We start from the raw sequence: 19,690 nt of genomic DNA, 5'->3' as shown, positions 1-19,690 counted from the left end.
GCCGCGCGGGCTGCCTCCAGCCGGGCCTGGGCCCTGGCCTCACGCTCCTCTTCCTGCCGCTGCCGGTGATTGCCGTGGCAGGACCGGCCGCGGCCACCGGGGCGGCGGGTCCACTGCACGCGGCCGTGGAGGCCGTACTCCCGGCTGCCGGCCTGCTTCGGCACGTTCCCGGCCAGGGTCCGCATCGGCTCCCGGTGGGCCTGACAGGCCGGCCCACGTCTCCCTCCCCCTTCTGGCACCGGTCGTGGGCGGTGGGGTTGTGGGGCTGCCGCATCGCGTTTGTGCCGGGAGCTGTACCCCGGCCATGATGTGCCCTCCCTCCCGAACAAAGGAACGAACATGAACGTCCAGGTGGAGTACGAGGCAGCACCCGAGGAGCTCGCCACTGCGGTGAGAGCCAACTTCCCCGCACCCGCGATTCGCTGGGCCGTCGCCGGCGTGTGGTTGCTGCTCGCACTGCTCTGCCTCGCTGCGGGGAGCGTCCTCTTCGCGATCGCCGCGCTCATCGCCTGCCTGATCCAGGTCCAGAACATCACGGTGGTCGCCAAGAAGCTCGCCGCCCGTGCCGCTCAGCGCCAGGCGGGTCCCACATCGGTCGCGATGACCGACCAGGAGGCTGTCATCCGTACGGTGTCCGGGGAGTTGAGGTTCCCGTGGACGTCGGTCACCCGAGCCACGGACACCCCCCTGGCCTGGTCGGTCCTGGTGAAGAGACCGGGCGGAGCGCCCGTTTCCGCGACCGTCCTCAAGACCGCCTTCACCGACGCTCAGGCCGCCGAGGTCACGGCCGCGCTCACGCGGTTGACCAAGGCCAAGGTCAAGGTCCGCAGGTCGAATGCCACCGGCGTCGCGTCCGGAGCCCCGACCCGGTAGCAGGAGGCCCTGCCCGTTCAGGCCACACACGCCGACCGTTCACCGCGTGATACGTCGCGCGCAGCGCCCGACCACGGATCATCCGGGACGCAGACGTGCTCGCGCGTAGCCGGGACGGGCAACACCAGGCGGGCCCGGATCTCCTGGGGGCACGGTCCCGCTCGCTCCGGACCCGCCAACCGCAGCGGAACGCGCGGCCATCGACGCGTTTCCTCCCCCGTTCCACGGCGGCTCCGCCGGAATCAAGCAGGCCCGGTAGTGGCTGACCCGGCTCCAGGCCGAGGGCCTGGCAGAGTTCGTGACCCTGCCGCAGGCCCGCCGGGCGAAGGCGCGACACCTCACCGCAAGCCGGCCCCGCCACTTCCACCTTCCCCGAAGCCCTCCGCCCGACCGCCCCGGTGCCCGGCGCGGAGAAGCCCGCAGTGAGGCACGGACGCGAGCACCTGCTCGACACCAGCCGGATCCACGCCGCCTTCGTCACCGACGCCCGCACCCGCACCCGCACCCGCACCCGCACCCGCGGCGAGGGTGGAGGCGTGCTTCGTCACGCCTGATGGAGATGGGGCCTGAGCGGGCCGGGCGGGCCCGGATTGCCTCCTGCAGGGCGGCGAAGGCCTGTTCGGCATGGGGGGCGGGGCCGGGACTGCCGAGCCATCGGGTACGGTCACGGTTTCACGTCCGCTCAGTTCCGGTGACGTTCCGTCCGGATCGCCACCGAGGAGCGGTGAGTCCCACCCGAACCGTGTACAACTCCTAGGGAGCTTCCTCGTGCACCAACTCCTGCGCCGGAGCCTTCCGGCCCTCGCCGCCCTCGGCATAGCCGTCGGCGCTCCGCTGCTCACCGCCGGCACCGCCCAGGCCCACTCCGAGCACGGGTGCGGCGCCGTCGGCGTCGAGTTCTCCGTCGACGGCGGCAAGGGCTGGATCTCCGACGGCCGGATGTCCCAGCCGCACGGCGTCATCCAGGTCCGCCTGGCCGGCGACGTCGCGGACGGCTGCGACTACCGGGTCTCGCTGGCCTCCTACGAGACCCAGGGGCCGACGTGGGCCACCTCGGGCAAGCAGACCTTCCTCGGCTGGGCGACCACGACGCTGCGCAGCGGGAACCGCCAGGCGACCCTGGACGTCTCCGCCCACCTTCCGAAGTGCTACGGCCAGATCGACCTGTACAACGGCGACAAGAAGTTCGACGGCGTCGCCAACCCCGCGCCGAGGTACCCGGACAGCGTCTTCCCGGACAACCTGATCTCGGCCTGGAACGGCGGCAAGGCCTGCGCGCCGACTCCGACCGGCACGCCGACCCTCCCGGTGCCGACCTCCTCGGCGTCGCCCACGGCCACCGCGACCCCGCACCCGACCGGGACGCCCACCGCCACGACGACGCCTTCGGCCACGGCCACCGCGACGGCCACCGCCTCGCCCTCCACCACCGCCAAGCCGTCGGCGCCGTCCACCACCGGGACGCCCTCCGGCGGCACCCCGTCGACCGCCCCGGCCGTGCCGGCACCGTCCGCCCCGGCGGACACGACCGGCCCGGTCGGCAAGCCGACCGCCAATCCGGTCTCGACCACGCCGGCCAGCACCCTGGCCAGCACGGGCGGCAACAGCAGCCAGATGATCGTCTACGGCGCCGGCGGGGCCGCACTGCTCGCCGTCGGCGGGGGCGCGCTGGTGATCGCCCGCCGTCGGGGCGCCCGCCGCTGACGCGGCACCGCTGAGGTACCCAGGACGCCCGCGGTCCCCGGACCGCGGGCGTCCGTCGTCCGTTCACCCCCGGACGATCCGCAACCGGCGCCGGTACTCGGTCGGCACCACGCGGACGGCGGCGGGCGGCGCCCAGGACGGCGCCGGACCGGGGCGGCAGTTTTACGGCCGTAAAACTGCCGCGGAGCGGGAACGGGCACCGGACAGCGAGGCCAGGACGGGGGCGAGGCGGCAACACCGGGCAGGCCCCGGCGGGGGCCGAACGGAGCGGGAGTGGCGCCGTGTGGCCGGAAGGCTGGCTGAATCACCTGCTGGGCGAGTGCTTGTCACCGAAGCGGTCCCAGATGCCACCCGATCAGTGGCTCCCCATCTCGCCGGACGGCTCCCGAACTCGCCGAAGAACACCCACCGGGGTCGAGTACATCATCGCCACGAATGGCCTACACCTGGCTCCCGTTCACACCGACACAGTGGCTGCCATATGACGACCCGACAAATTCATGCGGGAGAAGGCCGCCGAGATCCGGGAGCACGTGGAGCGCTGGAAGAAGACCGAGGGTCTCGAAGGCTCTGCGGCGCAGCTGGCCGTGGAGGTGTCGGCGCGGGCGGCGCTGGAGGAGATCGTTACCGCAAGACCACCTGGACATGGGTGGCGAGGTCTCGCGGTGTCCGGTGTCGGCCGACGGCGCCTGGACCGGCGTCGCCGCGGTCAGGTGGTCTCGCGGCGATGCTTCATCTCCGCTTCGGCAATGTGGTCACGGTCGCCCGCCAAAGCCTCGCGGACTCGGCGGGCGACGTCGGTGAACCGCTGGTGGTAGCCGTCGTCGTAGGCCTCCACGATCTGGAACGTCCACATCCCCGGCAGGACGTCGGCGCCCTGGACCTCTCGTTCGACCAGGTCGGCCTGTTCATGGTGGCCGGCCTGCCGCAGGAGCCGCACCGCCTCGCCGACCATCCGGTCCGCGCCGCCGGTCAGCTGGTGGAAGTCATACAGCCGCCCTCGCGCGCGCTGCGTCGTCTCCCACGCCTGGGTAAGCATCCCCAGCGCCTCAACCGTCGCGTCGTCCATCCCTTCAGGACGCGCGTGCCGCCTTCCTTCCACGTCTGCCTTCCTGCCGGGCCCCTGCCCCCGGCTCCGGGACGGGGACGCATGGGCCGGGCAGCTGCCTCGCTGCCGGCCCTCAGCCGTCCTGCCGGCCGGCCCGGCACGGGGGGTGGAATGCACCGGGCCGGCCAACAGGTCGGTTGGACGCGCTCCGTTCGCCACGTCCGACACGGTCAACGAGCAGACGCGGCCGCGGTACGTCCGGGCAGACGGGAAACACCCGGTCGGCCCCGGTGAACTCCAGCATCTTCGCCACCCGCGGGGAGGGGCGTGCGAGGTGGACGACCGTGCCGTGGAGCCGCCCGCCCGCCGGCAGACGGACCCGCACCGGATCTACGCCCCGTTCGCCACCGTGCACAGCGCCCGGCACAGCATGGCGCTGATCATGCGCCCCTACTGCTGCAGTACGGCGGGACTACAACCGCGGCTACCTCCCGGAGGAGCAGCGGACTTCGTGCCATTGCGCTGTCGAGAGCCCCGGTCACGCCTGACGGCGGTCAGCGCTTCAGGTTTGCGTGTTCATGCAGCCACTGCAGGAAGACCCCGTCCAGTCCGGCGATCTCCTTCGCCTCGTTGTAGTCCTGGTGGGCGTCGGCCATTTCCTCCTGGTGCATGCAATCGTGCTGCGTCTCCTCGACGTGGTGGAAGAGCTGGTACCGACCGTAGGAACCGAAGCGACTCTCGATGAGCGGATAGACGATCTCCCGGAGGCTCAGGTCGTCGCGCCCCTCCTGCTCAAGACGGGGCTTGGCCCATGCCAGGGTCGTGCACGGGTAGAACTCCGAGCCGGGCTTGGTGGGTGTCATGGCACTCGCGGGCCCGGATGCTCCGATCATGGTGCCTGCGGCCCTCACGACAACTGCGGCGGCACCGGCCGCCCTGCGCTTCATGCTGTTCATTCGCTGCCTTCCGTTGTGTGTCCTGCTCACCCGTCTCATCCCGGATGGCAGGACGAACCGTCGCCGCCCCGTGCCCGGGGTCACGCGCCGGGCGTTCCGGCGGGCCCGGACCGGCCCCGCCTGCGGCTCGCACCGGGACCGGCGGGACGGGCCACGGTGATCGGTGGCGGTCAGCTCCGGCCAAGCGTGAGTGCGAGCTGGCTGCGGGAACGGATATTGAGCTTGGGGCAGATGCGGTACAGGTGGGAGCCGACGGTGCGGTGCGAGAGGTAGAGCCGCTCGCCGATCTCACGGTTGGACAGACCTTCCCCGGCCAGCCGGGCGATCTCCAGCTCCTGCGGCGACAGCCGGGCCCAGGCGTCGGGCCCGTGGCGCTCCATCGGCTGGCCGGTGGCACGCAGTTCGTCCGCCGCACGGGCACCCCGAGCAGGGGCGTCGAGGGCGTCGAAGACGGATTGCGCGGACCGCAGGTGCTGGCGGGCCCGAGTGGTCTGGTGTCGGCGGCGTAGCCAGGCACCGTGGGCGAGGTCCAGGCGTGCCCGGTACCAGGGCGAGGCGTCGGCCGTGTGCCGGTGCGCGGCCTCGAAGGCCTGCTCGGCCCGGTGCTCGTCGGCGAGCAGGGCGTCGGCGAGAGCCAGCGCCCGGCGCACGCCCGGGGCCGGGGTTCCCGCTCAGAGCGGCGGCCTCGGCGTAGTTGCCGGTGGCCGCCGCGACGTCGCGCACCCCTTCGATCAGCCGGGTGGCCAGGCGGTGGCGGCCGCGGATCGCGGCGAGGTTTGCCTTGCCGAGCTCTGCGCAGGCGGCCCAGGTCCGCTGACCGTTCTCGGTTGCGTAGCGGTGGGCCTCATCGGAGGCCGTGTAGCAGACCTGCCACTGGCCGAGGTAGAGGGCGGCGAGGCTGCGCAGCACCTGGACCTGGGCGAGGGCGGCGAGCCGGCCCTGGCCGCGCAGGGACTCGGCGGCGAGCCCGGTGAGGTGCACGGTGTGGTCGAAGGCGCCGGCCACGAAGGCGGCCTGGGCGAGCAGCCCGATGTCGATCGGATCGAGTGTCTCGGGGTGCTCCAGCTGAGCGATGATCGCTGTCCCCCGGGTGAACGGGTCGGCGAAGGCCTCGACCAGCAGCATTCGGGCGTCACCGGCTGACAGGCCGGTGCCGTCCGCGGCGGCCCGCAGTGCGGACGCGGTGTCGGGGTCGCGATAGGCACCCCAGTAGGTGGCGCGGGCGGCGCGGATCAGCAGGTGCGGGGCGAGGCCCGGGTCGCCGCCCGCTGTGGCGCCGACGGCGGCCCGGGTGAGGTCCCGGACCAGGGCGAGTGTGGCGGTTGGCCCCTGCCGCGACCAGGCCGAGCGGGACGCCCTGGGCGTCGGCGACAGTCGAACGCAAGACGGCAGCGCGGGCACGGCCGTCCTTCGGGGTCACAGAACGTAGAGAGCCCCATGATCACGTAGGACCGTGCTGCCCTTTGCTGCCCGCCCGACCCCTCCGGTGTCCATCGCCAGTCGGTCTTGTTCCGGAGGCGTCGAATTCTCGGGCGGCGAGGCTCTCTCTGGCCGGAGGAAGGCAGAGTTGGGCCATTCGCTCGCTTGCTATCGGGTGCCTGGGAGCAGTTCGACGCGGAGGTCGGCGCTTTCCTGAAGGACGTAGACCGGGTCGTAGTCGTGCTGCCAGTCCAGTGGGAGCAGGTCGTAGCGGCCGCCTCGCGTGACCAGCAGGCGCAGGCCCTCGTAGCGGCAGTGGTAGAGGGTGTCGACCTCGGCGCCGAGGCACTGCTCGTGGAGTGATCGGTGGGGGCTGAGTTTGAGGCTCTTGGTGCTGAACACCACCACCTCCGTCCGGTCCTCGATGGTGCGGGCGTCGGCCTCGGCGTCGCTGCGGCCGATCCGGGCCGCAATCAGGGCGACTGCCCAGAGCAGGAAGAGGGCGGCCGCGAACACCGGGACGGCGTGGCGAAGCATCCCCTTGGGCCGGTGGCCGCCGTTGGCGGACCTGGTCTGGCCGATCACCAGCCCGAGCGCGATGGTGGTGGGGGCGACCCAGCCCCAGCCGCGCAGTTGGAGCGGCCGCCAGGCGAACAGCAGGAGCACGCCGAGCAGCAGCACCAGGACGTGCCGGCGTGCGATGGCGTCGAGCGAGCTGTGGGCGATCCGCTGCATGGGCCTCGGCAGGCGGGTCAGCAGGTCCGGGAGCTGTAACACGAGCAGGGTGACGGAGAGCAGGATGAGCAGCGGAAGGGCCAGCAGCCGCAGGCTCTGGATCACCAGCTCAGGGAAGGTGAACCCGATGGAGATCGGCGATAGGTGGAAGTAGCCGTAGTAAGCGCTGTCATAGAGCACGCCGGCGTAGAACATCAGCGCCGCGACGAAGGACGCCTGGGCGGCCAGCGCCTTGAGGAGCCCTGCCGGCGTCGCCTGGTCGGCGGTGCCCGGTTTCCGGACGGGCGGCTTGGTCACGGGGTGTGGGACGACGCTCCGCTGCCCCTCGGGCCGGCGGTCGTGGGGCACGTCAAGTGGCCCGGGGACGGGGATGGGCAGTTGGGGGGCGGGTAAGCCGTGGACGGGGTGAGGCCATTGCCGGGGGTGTGCGAATTGGTCCGCGTGCTGGGCGATTGCAGCGATGAGAACTCGCCCCCACCTCCCGTGCCACCCCCGCCGCCCCCGCTGTTGGGCGCGGCCGAGGCGGACGGTGAGAACTCGCCCCCTCCCCCACCCCCGCCGCTTCCGCCGTTCGGGGAGGCAGAGGCGGTCTGCTGGTGAGCCGGGCTCGAACTCTTCCCGCATCCGGTCAACACCAGCCCCAGCCCCAACAACACCGCAACCACCCTGGTCCGCTCGAATCCGCGTCCTCGCATGCGCACCCCTCTCTCAGCCTGCGAGGACATTAGCGCCGCACACGAACGGCCACCCGAAGGCGCGCCCCCGGGTCCCCCGAGCGAGAATCCCAGCCGCCCACTCTGCGCACGGTCCCAGTCGGTCCCGCATATCCGTTCGACAAGGGAGTCAAGAGGTCGCGACGACGCCGGTCAGGAAGTCGGGGATGGCGAGCGGGACCAAGCGGTCGATGCTGCGCCTTCTCCCGCGGCAAGGGCCGGATCGTTGTCGCGGACCTTCACCGGGAGCAGGTACACAGGCATGACCCTCGCGTCCTCCCTCGGCACTCCCCGCCGGCTGGAGGTGGTCACGGGGAGGCCGGCGGGCCCGGGCCCGGTGGGGCGGGTGGTCACGCGTGGGCGGGCGGTGGTGCGCCGGGGGCTGCCGGGGGTGGTGCGCGGTCGCCGCCGGGGCCGGTGTCGAGGACTTCCCGGATGGCGAAGCCGAGGACCACGAAGAAGGTGATCCACAGCACCACGGCCCAGGTCGGGTAGGACCAGGTGGCCAGGACCACGGCGGCGATCAGCAGGATCGCCGCGCCGATCCAACGCTTGAAGCGGTGCACGAAGGGCCCGACCGGGCCGAGCTTCATGCCGAGCGAGTACAGCGCGTCGCGCAGCGAGCCGAGGATGCGCCGGCAGGCCGTACGGACGGCGACGGCGGGCCGGGACGGGCCGATCAGCAAGGCGCCGACGGCGGTGACCACGGCGACCGCGCCGACCGCCCGGATGCCGGCCCGCATGAAACGGATCAGGGTGTCGTAGAACGTGCCCGCGGCCGCCTGGTTGGCGCCCGGTGGCAGGTGGTCGAGGTAGAACGAGCGGAAGACCGTCAGCACGAGGCCGAGCAGCAGCATCGCCAGCGCCACCCCGACGGCGGCGCCGATCAGCGCGCGGCGCCGGTTGACGGCCAGGAACACGCCGCCCGCCGCGATCAGCACGGTGACGACCGGCAGCCAGGCCCCCATGATCTCCAGCAGCCGGAAGTACGTCCTGACCTTGCCGATGTCCTTGGACTGGAACACCACGAAGTTGGTGTGGACGTCGGGGATCTTGGCGGCCGGGGCGAAGCCGGCGTTGACGAGTTCGTCCTTCGCCTTGGCGACGATCGGTGCGATGTCGATGGAGACCTGGTTGTTCTCCAGGACGACTGCGCCGCCGCCCTTGCCGGTCAGTGCCTTGTCGAGGGCGGTGTGGATGAGCCGGTTGGCGTCGACCCACAGGGTGGCGAACTGGTCGCTGGTGACGACCTTGTTCACGACGGTGCTCACCAGCTGGGTGAGGCCGCTCTTGATCGGCCCGCTCAGGTTGTTGATCAGATTGGCGGCGTTCTGCGGCACGCCCTGTTCGGCGGCGGCATCGGAGAGCTGCTTGACCAGGGCGTTGACGTCGATCTGGTCGAGCACGACGGTGGTGACGCGGTTGGTGACGGCCTGCTGGATGTCGGGATCGGTGGCGAGCGGTGCCATGGTCTGGACGTAGCGGTCGGTGTTTCCGACGAAGTCGGACGTCCAGACCGCCAGCACGGACATCAGGGACAGCAGGGAGGCGATCACGATCAGCACCACCGCACCGGAGGTCCGCCAGCGGTGGTGCTCCCGCTTCTTCGGGGCGGCCTCCAGCACGGCAATCCGCTCGTGCAGCCGGGCGAGCTCGTCCGCGTCCCCGGCCGCCGGTGCCGCGGGCCGTCCGGGTTCAGGCGGTGGCGCGGGACGGTCGGGGGCAGGAGGCGGTGTCGGGGGCTGCTCAGGCGGACCCGCGTGCTCCTCGCCGTCGGCGGATTCGCCCGGGCCGGGCTCGCCTGCGCCGGGCTCGGGTGGGGTCGCCGCCATCGCTCCTCCTCGGGTGGGCGGCCGACCGTCGGCTGCCGAGTGCCCTTCCAGGAGAAGCGGGGTCCGGCACGCGCACCACCGGGAGTCGGCACTACGGGTGGTCCACCCCGGCCGGCCGGGCGACAGCACACCCGTCCGCGGCCGTTTACGGGCGCCTGACGACGCGGCGGCCTGGACAGATCTCCAGAGCGGTCTGAGGCAGCCCAGCTGCACCGCGACGGACGACGGCAGGCGGTGCTCCGCGGGAAGGAGCGCGGCTCGGCCGCACGCCGCACCGGCGCGCGGCACGCTCCCGCCCGGGCGACCGGCCCGGGGTGCGGCGGCGCCGCCCCCGGCGCGGGCCACGGAGGCGCACAACTCCCCCGTGCGCCCGTGTGTTTCCGATCGCCGGCCGATCGGACAGGGCGGTCTGCCTGCGGGAACGTCCCCGCCGGTGCCCGCCCCGCCGCACCGGGGGTTCGGACGGCGCCGCACGGGGGAACCCGGGCCTGCGCGGCCGCGTCGGTCGCAGCGGCCGCGGTCCGGTCGGCGGCCACCGGACGGGACGAGGCGTGGGGGTCGGCGATGGACGACGAGGCGGTACGGGGACCCGGCGACTGGCAGTTGCCGGACTACACCCACCTGCGGGAGCTCGGCGCGGGAGCCGCCGGTCGCGTGGTGCTCGCCCACCACGACCTCACCGGCACGCCCGTCGCCATCAAGTACCTGCACGACGCGGCCGCCGGCCCCGCCCTGCGCACCGAGGCACAGACGCTGGCCCGGCTCGACTCCCCGTACGTCACCCGGCTCTACGAGTACGTCGAGGGCGGGCCGCACGCGGCCCTGGTGATGGAGCTGGTCGACGGCGTCTCGCTGCGCACGCTGCTCAAGGAGGAGGGGGCGACCACGCCCGAGGCGGCGCTGGTCGTCCTCAAGGGCTCCCTCCTGGGGCTGGCAGCCGCCCACGCGGCCGGGCTGGTGCACCGGGACTACAAGCCCGCCAACGTCCTGGTCGCCACCGACGGCACCTCCAAGCTGGTCGACTTCGGCATCGCCGTCCCCCGCGGATCCGACCGCGACGTCTCCGGCACCCCCGCCTACCTGGCGCCCGAGCAGTGGGCCGGCGCCCCGGCCTCGCCCGCCGCCGACGTCTACGCGGCCACCGTCACCTTCTTCGAGTGCCTGACCGGCGAGCGGCCCTTCACCGGGCGGACGATCGGCGCGCTCGCCCTGCAGCACCAGGAGTCCCGGATCCCCGACGAGCTGGTGCCCGACCACGTCCGCCCGCTGGTCCTGGCCGGGCTCGCCAAACGGCCGCAGGACCGGCCGGCCGGCGCGGCCGAGTTCGTCCGGCTGCTCGACCGCGCCGCGACGGCCGGCTACGGCGAGCGGTGGGAGGAGCGCGGCCACGAGGACCTCGCCGCGCTGGTCGCCCTGCTGGCCCTGCTGCTGCCCCGGAGCGCCGGCGGCCCCGCGCCCGCCGGGACGACGGCGCTCGCGCACACCCGGCTCGTCGGAGCCGTCGTCGAGCCCGCCGCCCCCTCGGCTCCCACCGCCGTACGGCGACCGCTCCTGCGAAGACGGGCCCGGCTGACGGTGGGCGTGGTAGCCGGCGGCCTGGCGCTGGCCGTCATCGGCGGGGTCGCGCTGGCCGGCGTCACCGACCGGGGCGCGCGGACGCTGACGGGCAGTCCGATGCCCTGGATCACCAATTCCCTGGACCCGACCCGGTCGAGCGCCCCGCCGCCCGGCCCGACACCCTCCCCCACCGGGCGGCCCTCGCCCTCGCACTCGTCGTCGCCCTCGCGCTCGCTCTCGCCGACCCTCTCCCCCACGCCCGCCCCCTCCGGCCCGCCCACCACCGACCCGGCGCCCGGCCCCACCCCCACGACGGGCCCCGGCCCGGGCCCCGGTCCCGGCCCCAGCGGGCGGCCCGCCCCCACGCCGTCACGTGCGCCCACCGGTCCCACGACCGCCGCGCCCGCGCCGTCGCCGCCCCGGACCGCCCCGACCAGCCCCCCTCCGAGCCGCTCCACCCCGCCCACCACACCCCCGGCCGGCACGCCGCCCACCACCACCCCGCCGCCGGTCCGGGTGGCGTCGGTGAACGTCGACTCGATCGCCTGCGACGGCGGCTACGGCATCCAGGCCACCGTCACCGTGGTCACCTCCGGCCCGCCGGGCGCCACGCTCGTCCTCAGCTGGATGCACAATTCGGCCCCCACGTTCCCGAGCGAGACCGTCGCCACCGACATCGTGAAACTCGGCACCGGCCGCGCCACACTGACCGTCCGCCACCAGTTCGGCACCGGCGACGGCCGCCTCCAGTGGGGCGTCCGGGTGTCCACCACACCGGCGGCCGGGAGCACCCCGACGGCCTACCGGGAGCTGTACTCCCCGTCCTGCCACGAGCCCGGCTGATCCGCACGCCACCGTCCCAGGAGGTTTCCCCGTGCCACCGTCCGGATCCGCACCCGACCAGGACCCGACCGAGCGCGTCTCCCCGGGCGCGCCCGGCCGCACCGCACCGTTCGGCCGAGGCGGACCCGCCCCGGACGACGAAGAGAGCGCCACCTTCCTCGACCCCACCGTCTGGGACTCCGCCCCCGCCCGGCCCACCCCCGTGCAGCCGCCCCCCGCACTCGCAGACGACGACCACGAGAGCGCCACTTTCCTGGACCCCACCGTCTGGGACTCCGCCCCCGCCACCGCCCCGCCGGCCCCCGTACCTTCTGGACCTCCACCTCCCGCACCTCCCACGCCCGCGCCGGGGCTGCGCCGCATCGGCCCCGGCGTGCCGCCGCAGGCCGCCGCGGCGTGGCGCGGAACGGCGTCGACCGGCGGGCCGGTACCGCCGGCCCGCCGACGCCGGGCCTTCGGCTGGCTGGTCTGGGCCGCCGTCCTGCTCGTCCTGCTGGCCGTGCTGCTCACCCGCTGCCACGTCGATCCGCCGCTCGACCTCACCGGTGTCTCCGTCACCGCCGCCCCGGCGGCCGGACCGACCTGCGGTGGGACGGCCGTCCTCACCGCGTCGGTCACCACGAACGGCAACCCCGGCACCGTCCGCTACCGCTGGCTGCGCAGCGACGGGACGTCCTCCGGCGAACTCGTGCAGCCGGTGCAGTCCGGCGAGCGCCGGGTGGACCTGGTGCTGCGCTGGACCTTCGACGGCCCGGGCACCCTGCGCGCGACCGCCACCGTCGAGGTCCTGGCCCCCCAGCGGCTCAGCGGGTCGACCACCTTCGGCTACAGCTGCGCCGGCTGAGCGGTCGCCGTCGGGGACTGTCGCCGGCGGGGGCGGTCGCCGTCGGTGTCCTGTCGTGGGAAGTCCCGCTGAACCGGTTCGCCGATTCGCCGTCCGTGGTCCTCCGGAGCGCGTGGCTCTCATCCCGGCTTGTCGAGCGGCGAGTCGGGCGCTCCGGTCTGCCTGGTCGGCGGACGAGCGTCCCCAATAGTGGGGAAGGGATTCGCCGGGTGCGTCGTCCATGTCACTCTGTCTGTCGGTCCGTCCGTAACGGCGGTGTCGCACTGGGGGAGGCTTGGTGGCTGCCAAAGGTGGCACCAAAGGCATGAAGGCGCAGCCGGCCGTGTTCGTGGGCCCCCATCAGCTACTGCGGCCATTGGGCGAGGGCGGCATGGGGATGGTGTACCTCGCCCGCTCGCCCGGGCTGAGGCTGCTCGCGGTGAAGGTCATCAGGCCCGAGTACGCCGAGGACCCGCAGTTCCGGGACCGGTTCCGGCAGGAGGTGGAGGCCGCCAGGCGGGTGACGGGGTTCCACACGCCGCCCGTGGTGGACGCGCAGCCGCGCGGCTCCCGGCCCTGGATGGCCACGGCGTACCTGCCTGCGCCGTCGCTCGGCGAGGTGGTCATGCGTTTCGGGCCGCTCGGTGAGGCGGGTGCACGGGCGTTGGGGGCCGCCCTGGCGGAGGCGCTGGCCGCGATCCACGCGGTGGGAGTGGTGCACCGTGACCTCAAGCCGGGCAATGTGCTGATCGCGCGGGACGGCCCGCGCGTCATCGACTTCGGGATCAGCCGTGCGTTCGACGCCGTTCACCTGACCCGAACGGGCATGGTGTGCGGCACGCCCGGATACATCGCGCCCGAGCGCATCGTCTCCGCGTCCGTCACCCACGCCGCGTCGGACGTGTTCTCGCTCGGCTGCCTGCTGGTGTACGCGCTCACCGGCCGTACCCCGTTCGGCACCGGTGAGCCCGCGCAGATCAACCGGCGAGTGGTGTACGAGTGGCCCGACCTCTCCGGAGTGCCCGCCGCGCTGGGCCCCCTGGTGGCCGCGTGCCTGGACAAGGACCCGGCCCGGCGGCCCGTCGCGGCGGCCGTGCTGGCCGCGCTGGCTCCGGCCGATCCGGCGGCCCTGCTGAGTCCGGGACTGCTGGCCGACCTTGAGGCCCGGGAGCGGCAGGCCGGGATCGACCTGGCCGCGCCGCCCGCCGACCCGCCCGCGCTGCCGGTGCGGACGTGGCAGTCGCTCAGCCGTCGCGGTCTGTTCGGCCTCGGTGCCGGGCTCGGCGCGGGTGCGGCCGCGGCCGTCGGTGTGCCGCTGCTGCTCACCCGTCGGGCACGGGTGGCCGCCGGGACGGCGACGGTCGGCAAGCCCGTGGACGCGTGGGGAGCCGACACCGGTGGCGCGAGCCCCTCGCCCGACGCTCCGGCCCCGCTGTGGAGCCGGCCGTTCAGCGGTGTGACGGTCGGCCATCAGCTGTCCGTCCTCGGGGCAACGCCGGTGTGGTGGAGCGAGGGGCTGGGCGCGACCGGCCTCGACGGCTCGACGGGGCGTCCGGCGTGGTCCCGGCAGGACGTCCAGATGTTCCAGGCGCAGAACGGGCTGCTCTACGGGACGTCCACGGACTTCACGAGCCTGGTGTGGCTGAACGCTGCGGCCGAGGACCACCGGATCCCGCTCGCCGTGCCGCCCGAGCAGCACATGGACGCCGCGATGAGCCTGCGGGTCTTCGGCGCGGACGGCCGGACCGTGGTGACGGCCCGGCAGACGTCCGACACCGGCGGCGGAGTCGTCGTCGGGGCCGACCTGGGCAGCGGGGAGGTGCTGTGGCAACACGAGGTCGCCCAGAACATGGCGGTGGGCATGGCCCGCCACATGGAGTCCTTGCTCGGCGGTTCCGGCAGCTCGATGGGCCTGGTCGCCGACGGCAGGTGCTACTACCGGGACGGAGACGTCCTGCACGCGGTGGACCTGCGAACCGGCGCCTCCCAGTGGCAGGCCGCCGGCCTCACGGCCGGGAGCGCCTCGGTGCCCTCACGGCTGATGCGTGCCGGCGACCTGCTGGTGGTGGTCAACGGCCAGTCGGTCGTGGCCCTGGAACCGGCCACCGGGCGGCAGCGCTGGACGGCTCCCCCGGTTCCGCAGGCGGTCTTCGGCTGTGCACTCGGCACCGGCAGGCTGTTGCTGTCCGGGGCCCTGGGCACGGCCTACTGCCTGGACGTCACGACCGGCAAGGGGTTGTGGCACTCCACTGTCGCGGCGGTGACCGATCCGGGCGGGGACGGTGACTTCCGGACGCCGTCCGCAGGTGACGGTTTCTTCGGTGTCCCCCTGTCCAAGGGGCCGTTCGGAGCGGCCGTCCTCGACGCCGGCAGTGGCGCGGTCCGCTGGACGGTGCGGGCGGCCTCCGACGAGGGCCGGTGGACCACCGCGGCCGACGGCAGGACGCTCTACTGCGCTTCCGCCACCACCCTGCGCGCCTTTCGGGTCGGTGGCGCATGAGCACGCAGAGCGTCGGCCCGTACCGCATCCTGCGCAACCTCGGCGCGGGGGGCATGGGCGCCGTCTACCTGGCCGCCACCGGCAGCGGACGCCCCGTCGCGGTCAAGACCGTGCAGCAGCAGTACGCGACCGACGTCGAGTTCCGGCGCAGGTTCGCCCAGGAGGTGGCGGCGGCCAGGTCGGTCAACGGGGCCTACACCGTGGCGGTGGTGGACGCCGACACCGAGGCGGAAGTGCCCTGGCTGGCCACCGAGTTCGTCGCCGGGCCGTCGCTGCACCAGGCCGTGGCGCGGCACGGCGCGCTCGCCGGGCCCGCGCTGCAGACCCTGGGAGCGGGACTGGTGGAGGCGCTCGCCGCGATCCACCGCGCCCGGATCATCCACCGGGACCTGAAGCCCTCGAACATCCTGGTCGCCCGGGACGGACCGCGGGTCATCGACTTCGGCATCAGCAAGCCGACGGCCGACGCGCTGCCCACCGCGAACAGCCGGATCATCGGCACCCCCGGGTTCATGTCTCCCGAACACGCGGCAGGGCTGAACCTCACCCCCGCCAGCGACCTGTTCTCACTCGGTGCCGTGCTGGCCTTCGCCGCGACCGGCCGCGCGCCCTTCGGCGAGGGACCGCCCGCGGTGTTGATCTACCGGGCTTCCGAGGAGCCTCCGGACCTGGACGGGGTGCCACCGGAGCTGACGGGACTGCTGGTGCGCTGTCTGGACCGCGATCCGGCCCGGCGGCCCGCACCGGCCGAGCTCACCGAGGCCTTCCGGTACGGCCCGGCGGTCGGCACCGACTGGCTGGGAGAGGCCGAGCGGACCGTACGCCGACGCGAGCGCGAACTGGCCCGGGTGCTGAGCGATCCGAACGGCACCCGGCGCCGGCTGCTCGTCCTCGGCGGAGCACTGCTGGCCACCGCCGCCGCGGGCGGTTTGACCCGCGCGCTGTGGCCGGGCACGTCGGGGGCGCCCCCGACGGCTTGGTCGGTGGCGCTCCCCCGGGCCGGCATGGCGCCGGTCGGCTGCGGCCCGGCGGCGGTGGTGTGCGCGGACCGCACGGGGATCGTCGGCTACGACCGCTCCGACGGACGGGTGTTGTGGAACAGCACCACGGAGGCCGGGACGCTCCCGGTCGGCGACGGCGGCCGGGTGTGGTCCGTGGACCCGGGCGGCGTGGTGCAGGCACGCGACGCCCGCACAGGTGCCACGCTCTGGCGATCGTCCGACACGGTTCCCGGTGCGCAGTCCGTCGCCCTGCCGCTGCCGGGCCTGCTGCTGGTCACCGGACCCGACGGAGCACTGCACGGCTACGACGCCGCCGGAGGGCGCCGGCTGTGGAGCGGTACGGCGCTGGGCACCTCCTACCGCATCCAGGGCATGCCCTCGGCGGGGTTGCTGATCGTCACGCTCCTCGGAGACCTGGACCGGGCCGTCGGCGGTGCCTTCCGCTTCGTGGCACTCGACAGCGCGACCGGACGCCCACGCTGGTCGCTCGACGCCCAGGACCTGTACGCGCCGCCGAGCGGGAGCCGGCTCTACGCCCTGGCCCCCGATCTCGCCCTCGCCGCCGTGGACGGCCAGAACGGAACCAGCAACTGGAGCGTGCCCAGCGGTCTTCCACCGGCCTCCGCGACCATGTTCACCGGTGCGTACCTGGGTTCGCTCTCGCTACGCCAGGGCGTGGTGACCTGTCTGCCCGTGGCCGCGACGACGGCCACCGACGGCCGGACCGTGACCGCGGCCTTCGACACCGCGGGCGCCCGCCTCTGGATCGGCTCGCACACCGGCGCCGTCACCGGGTGCGCGGACGACGGCGCCGTCGTCGTGACCGGCGGCCCGCAGGGCGCGTCCGGCGTCGACCTGCACACCGGGAACACCACCTGGACCTGGCCGTCAGCGCAGGGCGCCGCCACCGTACGGGGCGCTACCGGAGGTTCGGTCCTCGTCACCGCTCCCACCGCCGCCGGCGGAATCACCCTGCAGTCCCTCACCAGCGCCGCCGGCACCCCGCAGTGGCACCAGACTTTCGCCCGGCAGCCGGGGGCCCCACAAACCCTCACCCAGGACTCGCTCCTCCTGCTCGGCTACGGGCCCACCCTGACCGCCTATCACCTGTCAGCCGGCTGACAGGCCCCGAAAGGTTCATCACGAGATGGCCGAGATCGAGGACACCCCACCCGCCACGCAGCCGCTGCCGACCCTCCCCAACACACGCCCCCTGCCGGCACAGGCCACTCCCGCCACCCTCCCCGACCCGGCGGACCTGCGCCCGGCCGGACCCACCCGTCGGTGGACCTGGCTGCTCGGCGGCATCACGGCCGGCGCGGGCATCGCAGCGCTCGTCCTGGGCCTGGTGGCCAACCTCGTCACCCCGACAACGACCGCCGCGACCACGCCGACCACCACGGCCACGCCCGCGTCCTCCGGCCCGGCGACCCCGACCACGGCGCCCTACACCACCGTCGTCGCGGGCTGCGCGCTCCTGCGCCCCGAGACGGTCGACCGCTACGCGAAGGGAGCCGCCTGCACCGAGCAGAAGCCCGTCGGGGGCGCGACGTCCGCGACCGGAGGCTGGGACAGCAGGACCTCCGGCCTGACCACGGTGCAGGTCTCGGTCACACTGTCCCCGCTCGCCGACCGCGTCTACCAGCAAACCCTGTCCAGCGACCGGACCTTGGCGGCCACCGCCGGCATGAAGATCACCGACGACCACGCCGTTCCCGGCCTGGGGGAGAAGGCAACCCTCCTGTACACCGCCATCAGTGGCTTCGGCCACGTCGACCTCGTGGTGCTCCAGCGCAACGCGCTCATCACCATCCGCTACGAAGCGCACACCCTGTCCGGGTTCACCCTGAAGGACATCCCGCCCACCGACGCCGAAGCCGCCGCCACCGCCTGCGCCCAGGACGCCCTGGCCACGCTCACCACCTCGTGAAACCGCGACGCCACCGACACCGCGGTGCGACCGCCGCTCACCCCACGGCATGTGGGGATCGCTACGCTGCGCTACCCGGCGATTCTCTGCGGTTGCGTTCGCGGAAGTCCTCCAGGAACAGCGCACGGGCGACCAGGGCCGACTGGAAGGAGGTGCAGACGATCGACTGGAGCGAGTCCAGGTCGCGCTTGACCAGGGCGCCCTCGGTGTCGCGCATGAGGACGCCTGCCACCGCGAGCCTCACCAGAAGACCCTGCCACCGTTCTTCGAACTGTTCCCGCCATTGCCGTGACGTGCCGTCGATCGTCCAATAGCGGAGAGCCGACATCGGGGTCGACGCCAGAGCACCGGCCCCGGAGGACCTGGCGCCGTCCCAGTCGGAAAGGAGTAGGTGGACGGTGAGCTTGTCCTGGTCCAGGCGGGGTGAGGACGTCCCGTCGTCGTGAGTGCCGAAGAGTGCCCGCTTGAAGGTGTCGACCTCCGCCCGGGCGACCGCGGTCGCCGCTTCAGCGACCGTGGTGGCGCCACAGGAATCGATTTCCTCGACCTTGCGGACGAATTCCCGCGGAGCTCCTCCCGCCAGCACGCACGCGGTGCGCACGGCTTCAGGGCTGCTCAGGCCTCCTCTCGCCCGGATTACCTCGACCGCCAGACTCGGTACGAAGACGTCCAGGCAGAACACCTGATCAAAGCAGTTGTCGCTGTCGAATCCGCCCGACGGTACGGCGGAGCCGTAGGCACCGGAGTATGCGGCGCCCTCCGATAGCGCCACGATGACGAAGGCCCGCGGGATCTCCAGAACCCCTTCGACATGGCGGATCAGATCGGCGACATCTGTAGGGTTTCTCATTTTGTCGAGTTCGTCGATACAGATGACCAGTTCTCCGACGACGCCACTGACTTCCGAGGCAAATCCGCGAAAGTTTTGGACGAGTCCGCTCAGTGTCGACGGCCGTTCGACGAGATCCATCTCAGAAGCGTGTCTGAATCTGGCGATCAGGCCTGCACGGCCCGCTTCCGCGCCGATTTCAGAAGTCTCCCTGAGACTGGTGACATATCTCATCTGGCGCCGCGTCTCCACCGCCCGGCACCGGACGCGGCCCGCACCGTCCCGGAACTCTCGTCGATAACGGAAGGCAACAATCAAGAGCCATGCGGCAATTCCCGCCGGAAAGAGCGCGAGAGCTATTCCGTCGTAGCCTATGTCCAGCCATGTGATCCCGGAAAAGAACGAGCCGTTTACGTTGAGCGCAACGAGCGCCAGGTAGAGAAGCAGCAACCCGAATGCTGTCAGGATGGCGATCCTCCGACGTACGAGACGAACCGGCCGTCCGGAGCGAGCGTCGTACCACTCCTCGAAGGCGGTCGCGAGGGTCTCCGTGAGAGACGCCACGAAGTCCATGGGGGGATGATCGCCCTGCCCTTGGAACGTGACCCCCAAGCCGCCCCTGTCGTTCGCCCATGCCGACGCCCTGAACATCATCCAGGTCTTTCCCGTGCCGCGAGGCCCGGCAATGGCGTAGTTCCCCCCGCCACCACGCTCCAGAACATCCGACAGACGCCGCCAAGCCGCATGCTCGACGAATGATCTCGGGTCGAACGAGGTGAGAACATTGCGCCCGCCCTGCCGGTCCAGCCGCCCCGGGTCTTCAGCGATATCCGTCGGCCGGTGTCTCACCGCCATGATGCCTCCCTATGGACCGGCTGCGGCCGCCCGAACCCGGCGCCGGCCCCGTCACACCTGTCTGCCAAGGCG

Annotated in this window: 15 protein-coding genes; 9 read left to right on the top strand and 6 right to left on the bottom strand. The window is 72.9% G+C overall.

Going from position 1 to position 19,690, the window contains the following annotated elements; translation table 11 throughout:
- The first annotated feature begins 339 nt into the window (after positions 1 to 339).
- The 3 genes from ACIGG8_RS16600 to ACIGG8_RS16590 all read left to right on the top strand — a co-directional run bounded on the left by ACIGG8_RS16600 (position 340) and on the right by ACIGG8_RS16590 (position 2,577).
- Positions 340 to 873 (top strand): hypothetical protein, encoded by a 534-nt coding sequence (locus ACIGG8_RS16600; protein ID WP_396548651.1) that lies wholly within the window; start codon positions 340 to 342, stop codon positions 871 to 873.
- A gap of 422 nt (positions 874 to 1,295) precedes the next feature.
- A complete protein-coding gene (locus ACIGG8_RS16595; protein ID WP_396548649.1) occupies positions 1,296 to 1,427 on the top strand; it encodes a hypothetical protein in 132 nt (43 codons plus the stop codon).
- 214 nt (positions 1,428 to 1,641) lie between these two features.
- Positions 1,642 to 2,577, top strand: a complete 936-nt coding sequence (locus ACIGG8_RS16590; RefSeq protein ID WP_396548648.1) for a hypothetical protein — start codon at positions 1,642 to 1,644, stop codon at positions 2,575 to 2,577.
- 709 nt (positions 2,578 to 3,286) lie between these two features.
- Here ACIGG8_RS16590 and ACIGG8_RS16585 read toward each other — a convergent pair.
- The 3 genes from ACIGG8_RS16585 to ACIGG8_RS16575 form a co-directional block, all read right to left on the bottom strand.
- Positions 3,287 to 3,646 (bottom strand): hypothetical protein, encoded by a 360-nt coding sequence (locus ACIGG8_RS16585; protein ID WP_396548646.1) that lies wholly within the window; start codon positions 3,644 to 3,646, stop codon positions 3,287 to 3,289.
- A 533-nt stretch (positions 3,647 to 4,179) separates the two neighbouring features.
- Positions 4,180 to 4,581 (bottom strand): hypothetical protein, encoded by a 402-nt coding sequence (locus ACIGG8_RS16580; RefSeq protein WP_396548644.1) that lies wholly within the window; start codon positions 4,579 to 4,581, stop codon positions 4,180 to 4,182.
- A gap of 170 nt (positions 4,582 to 4,751) precedes the next feature.
- Positions 4,752 to 5,231 carry a response regulator transcription factor gene (locus tag ACIGG8_RS16575; RefSeq protein ID WP_396548642.1) on the bottom strand — a complete coding sequence of 160 codons (480 nt, stop codon included), beginning with the start codon at positions 5,229 to 5,231 and terminating at the stop codon, positions 4,752 to 4,754.
- Positions 5,232 to 5,331: 100 nt separating this feature from the next.
- On the opposite strand from ACIGG8_RS16575, the gene ACIGG8_RS16570 reads away from it, so the two are divergent.
- Positions 5,332 to 5,724: a hypothetical protein gene (locus ACIGG8_RS16570; RefSeq protein WP_396548640.1), complete on the top strand. Its 393-nt coding sequence runs from the start codon at positions 5,332 to 5,334 to the stop codon at positions 5,722 to 5,724.
- Between the two features lie 444 nt (positions 5,725 to 6,168).
- On the opposite strand, the gene ACIGG8_RS16565 is transcribed toward ACIGG8_RS16570, so the two are convergent.
- Both ACIGG8_RS16565 and ACIGG8_RS16560 read right to left on the bottom strand, forming a co-directional pair.
- Complete coding sequence (locus ACIGG8_RS16565; protein WP_396548638.1) at positions 6,169 to 7,032, bottom strand: hypothetical protein; 864 nt, start codon at positions 7,030 to 7,032, stop codon at positions 6,169 to 6,171.
- A gap of 766 nt (positions 7,033 to 7,798) precedes the next feature.
- A complete protein-coding gene (locus tag ACIGG8_RS16560) occupies positions 7,799 to 9,280 on the bottom strand; it encodes a hypothetical protein (protein ID WP_396548636.1) in 1,482 nt (493 codons plus the stop codon).
- 564 nt (positions 9,281 to 9,844) lie between these two features.
- Here ACIGG8_RS16560 and ACIGG8_RS16555 point away from each other — a divergent pair.
- The 5 genes from ACIGG8_RS16555 (at position 9,845) to ACIGG8_RS16535 (ending at position 17,934) form a co-directional block, all read left to right on the top strand.
- Complete coding sequence (locus ACIGG8_RS16555; protein ID WP_396548635.1) at positions 9,845 to 11,680, top strand: protein kinase; 1,836 nt, start codon at positions 9,845 to 9,847, stop codon at positions 11,678 to 11,680.
- Between the two features lie 31 nt (positions 11,681 to 11,711).
- Positions 11,712 to 12,524, top strand: coding sequence for a hypothetical protein (locus ACIGG8_RS16550; RefSeq protein WP_396548633.1), 813 nt, complete (start codon positions 11,712 to 11,714; stop codon positions 12,522 to 12,524).
- A gap of 304 nt (positions 12,525 to 12,828) precedes the next feature.
- Positions 12,829 to 15,003 carry a protein kinase gene (locus ACIGG8_RS16545; RefSeq protein ID WP_396548632.1) on the top strand — a complete coding sequence of 725 codons (2,175 nt, stop codon included), beginning with the start codon at positions 12,829 to 12,831 and terminating at the stop codon, positions 15,001 to 15,003.
- Complete coding sequence (locus ACIGG8_RS16540) at positions 15,000 to 17,126, top strand: PQQ-binding-like beta-propeller repeat protein (RefSeq protein WP_396548630.1); 2,127 nt, start codon at positions 15,000 to 15,002, stop codon at positions 17,124 to 17,126. The genes ACIGG8_RS16545 and ACIGG8_RS16540 overlap by 4 nt, the downstream gene beginning before the upstream one ends.
- A 25-nt stretch (positions 17,127 to 17,151) precedes the next feature.
- Complete coding sequence (locus tag ACIGG8_RS16535) at positions 17,152 to 17,934, top strand: hypothetical protein (RefSeq protein WP_396548628.1); 783 nt, start codon at positions 17,152 to 17,154, stop codon at positions 17,932 to 17,934.
- Positions 17,935 to 17,995: 61 nt separating this feature from the next.
- On the opposite strand, the gene ACIGG8_RS16530 is transcribed toward ACIGG8_RS16535, so the two are convergent.
- Positions 17,996 to 19,618 carry a hypothetical protein gene (locus ACIGG8_RS16530; protein ID WP_396548626.1) on the bottom strand — a complete coding sequence of 541 codons (1,623 nt, stop codon included), beginning with the start codon at positions 19,616 to 19,618 and terminating at the stop codon, positions 17,996 to 17,998.
- Positions 19,619 to 19,690: the final 72 nt, after the last annotated feature.

It is taken from the genome of Kitasatospora sp. NPDC085464, from assembly GCF_044541955.1.
Lineage (GTDB): Bacteria > Actinomycetota > Actinomycetes > Streptomycetales > Streptomycetaceae > Kitasatospora.
The sequence above is the reverse complement of the archived record's forward strand: the minus strand, read 5'-3'. Positions and strand labels throughout refer to the sequence as shown.

Coding starts and splice junctions, on each gene's coding strand:
- ACIGG8_RS16600 (WP_396548651.1), top strand. CDS start 340: ATGAACGTCCAGGTGGAGTACGAGGCAGCACCCGAGGAGCTCGCCACT.
- ACIGG8_RS16585 (WP_396548646.1), bottom strand. CDS start 3,646: ATGGACGACGCGACGGTTGAGGCGCTGGGGATGCTTACCCAGGCGTGG.
- ACIGG8_RS16580 (WP_396548644.1), bottom strand. CDS start 4,581: ATGAACAGCATGAAGCGCAGGGCGGCCGGTGCCGCCGCAGTTGTCGTG.
- ACIGG8_RS16560 (WP_396548636.1), bottom strand. CDS start 9,280: ATGGCGGCGACCCCACCCGAGCCCGGCGCAGGCGAGCCCGGCCCGGGC.
- ACIGG8_RS16555 (WP_396548635.1), top strand. CDS start 9,845: ATGGACGACGAGGCGGTACGGGGACCCGGCGACTGGCAGTTGCCGGAC.
- ACIGG8_RS16545 (WP_396548632.1), top strand. CDS start 12,829: ATGAAGGCGCAGCCGGCCGTGTTCGTGGGCCCCCATCAGCTACTGCGG.
- ACIGG8_RS16540 (WP_396548630.1), top strand. CDS start 15,000: ATGAGCACGCAGAGCGTCGGCCCGTACCGCATCCTGCGCAACCTCGGC.
- ACIGG8_RS16535 (WP_396548628.1), top strand. CDS start 17,152: ATGGCCGAGATCGAGGACACCCCACCCGCCACGCAGCCGCTGCCGACC.
- ACIGG8_RS16530 (WP_396548626.1), bottom strand. CDS start 19,618: ATGGCGGTGAGACACCGGCCGACGGATATCGCTGAAGACCCGGGGCGG.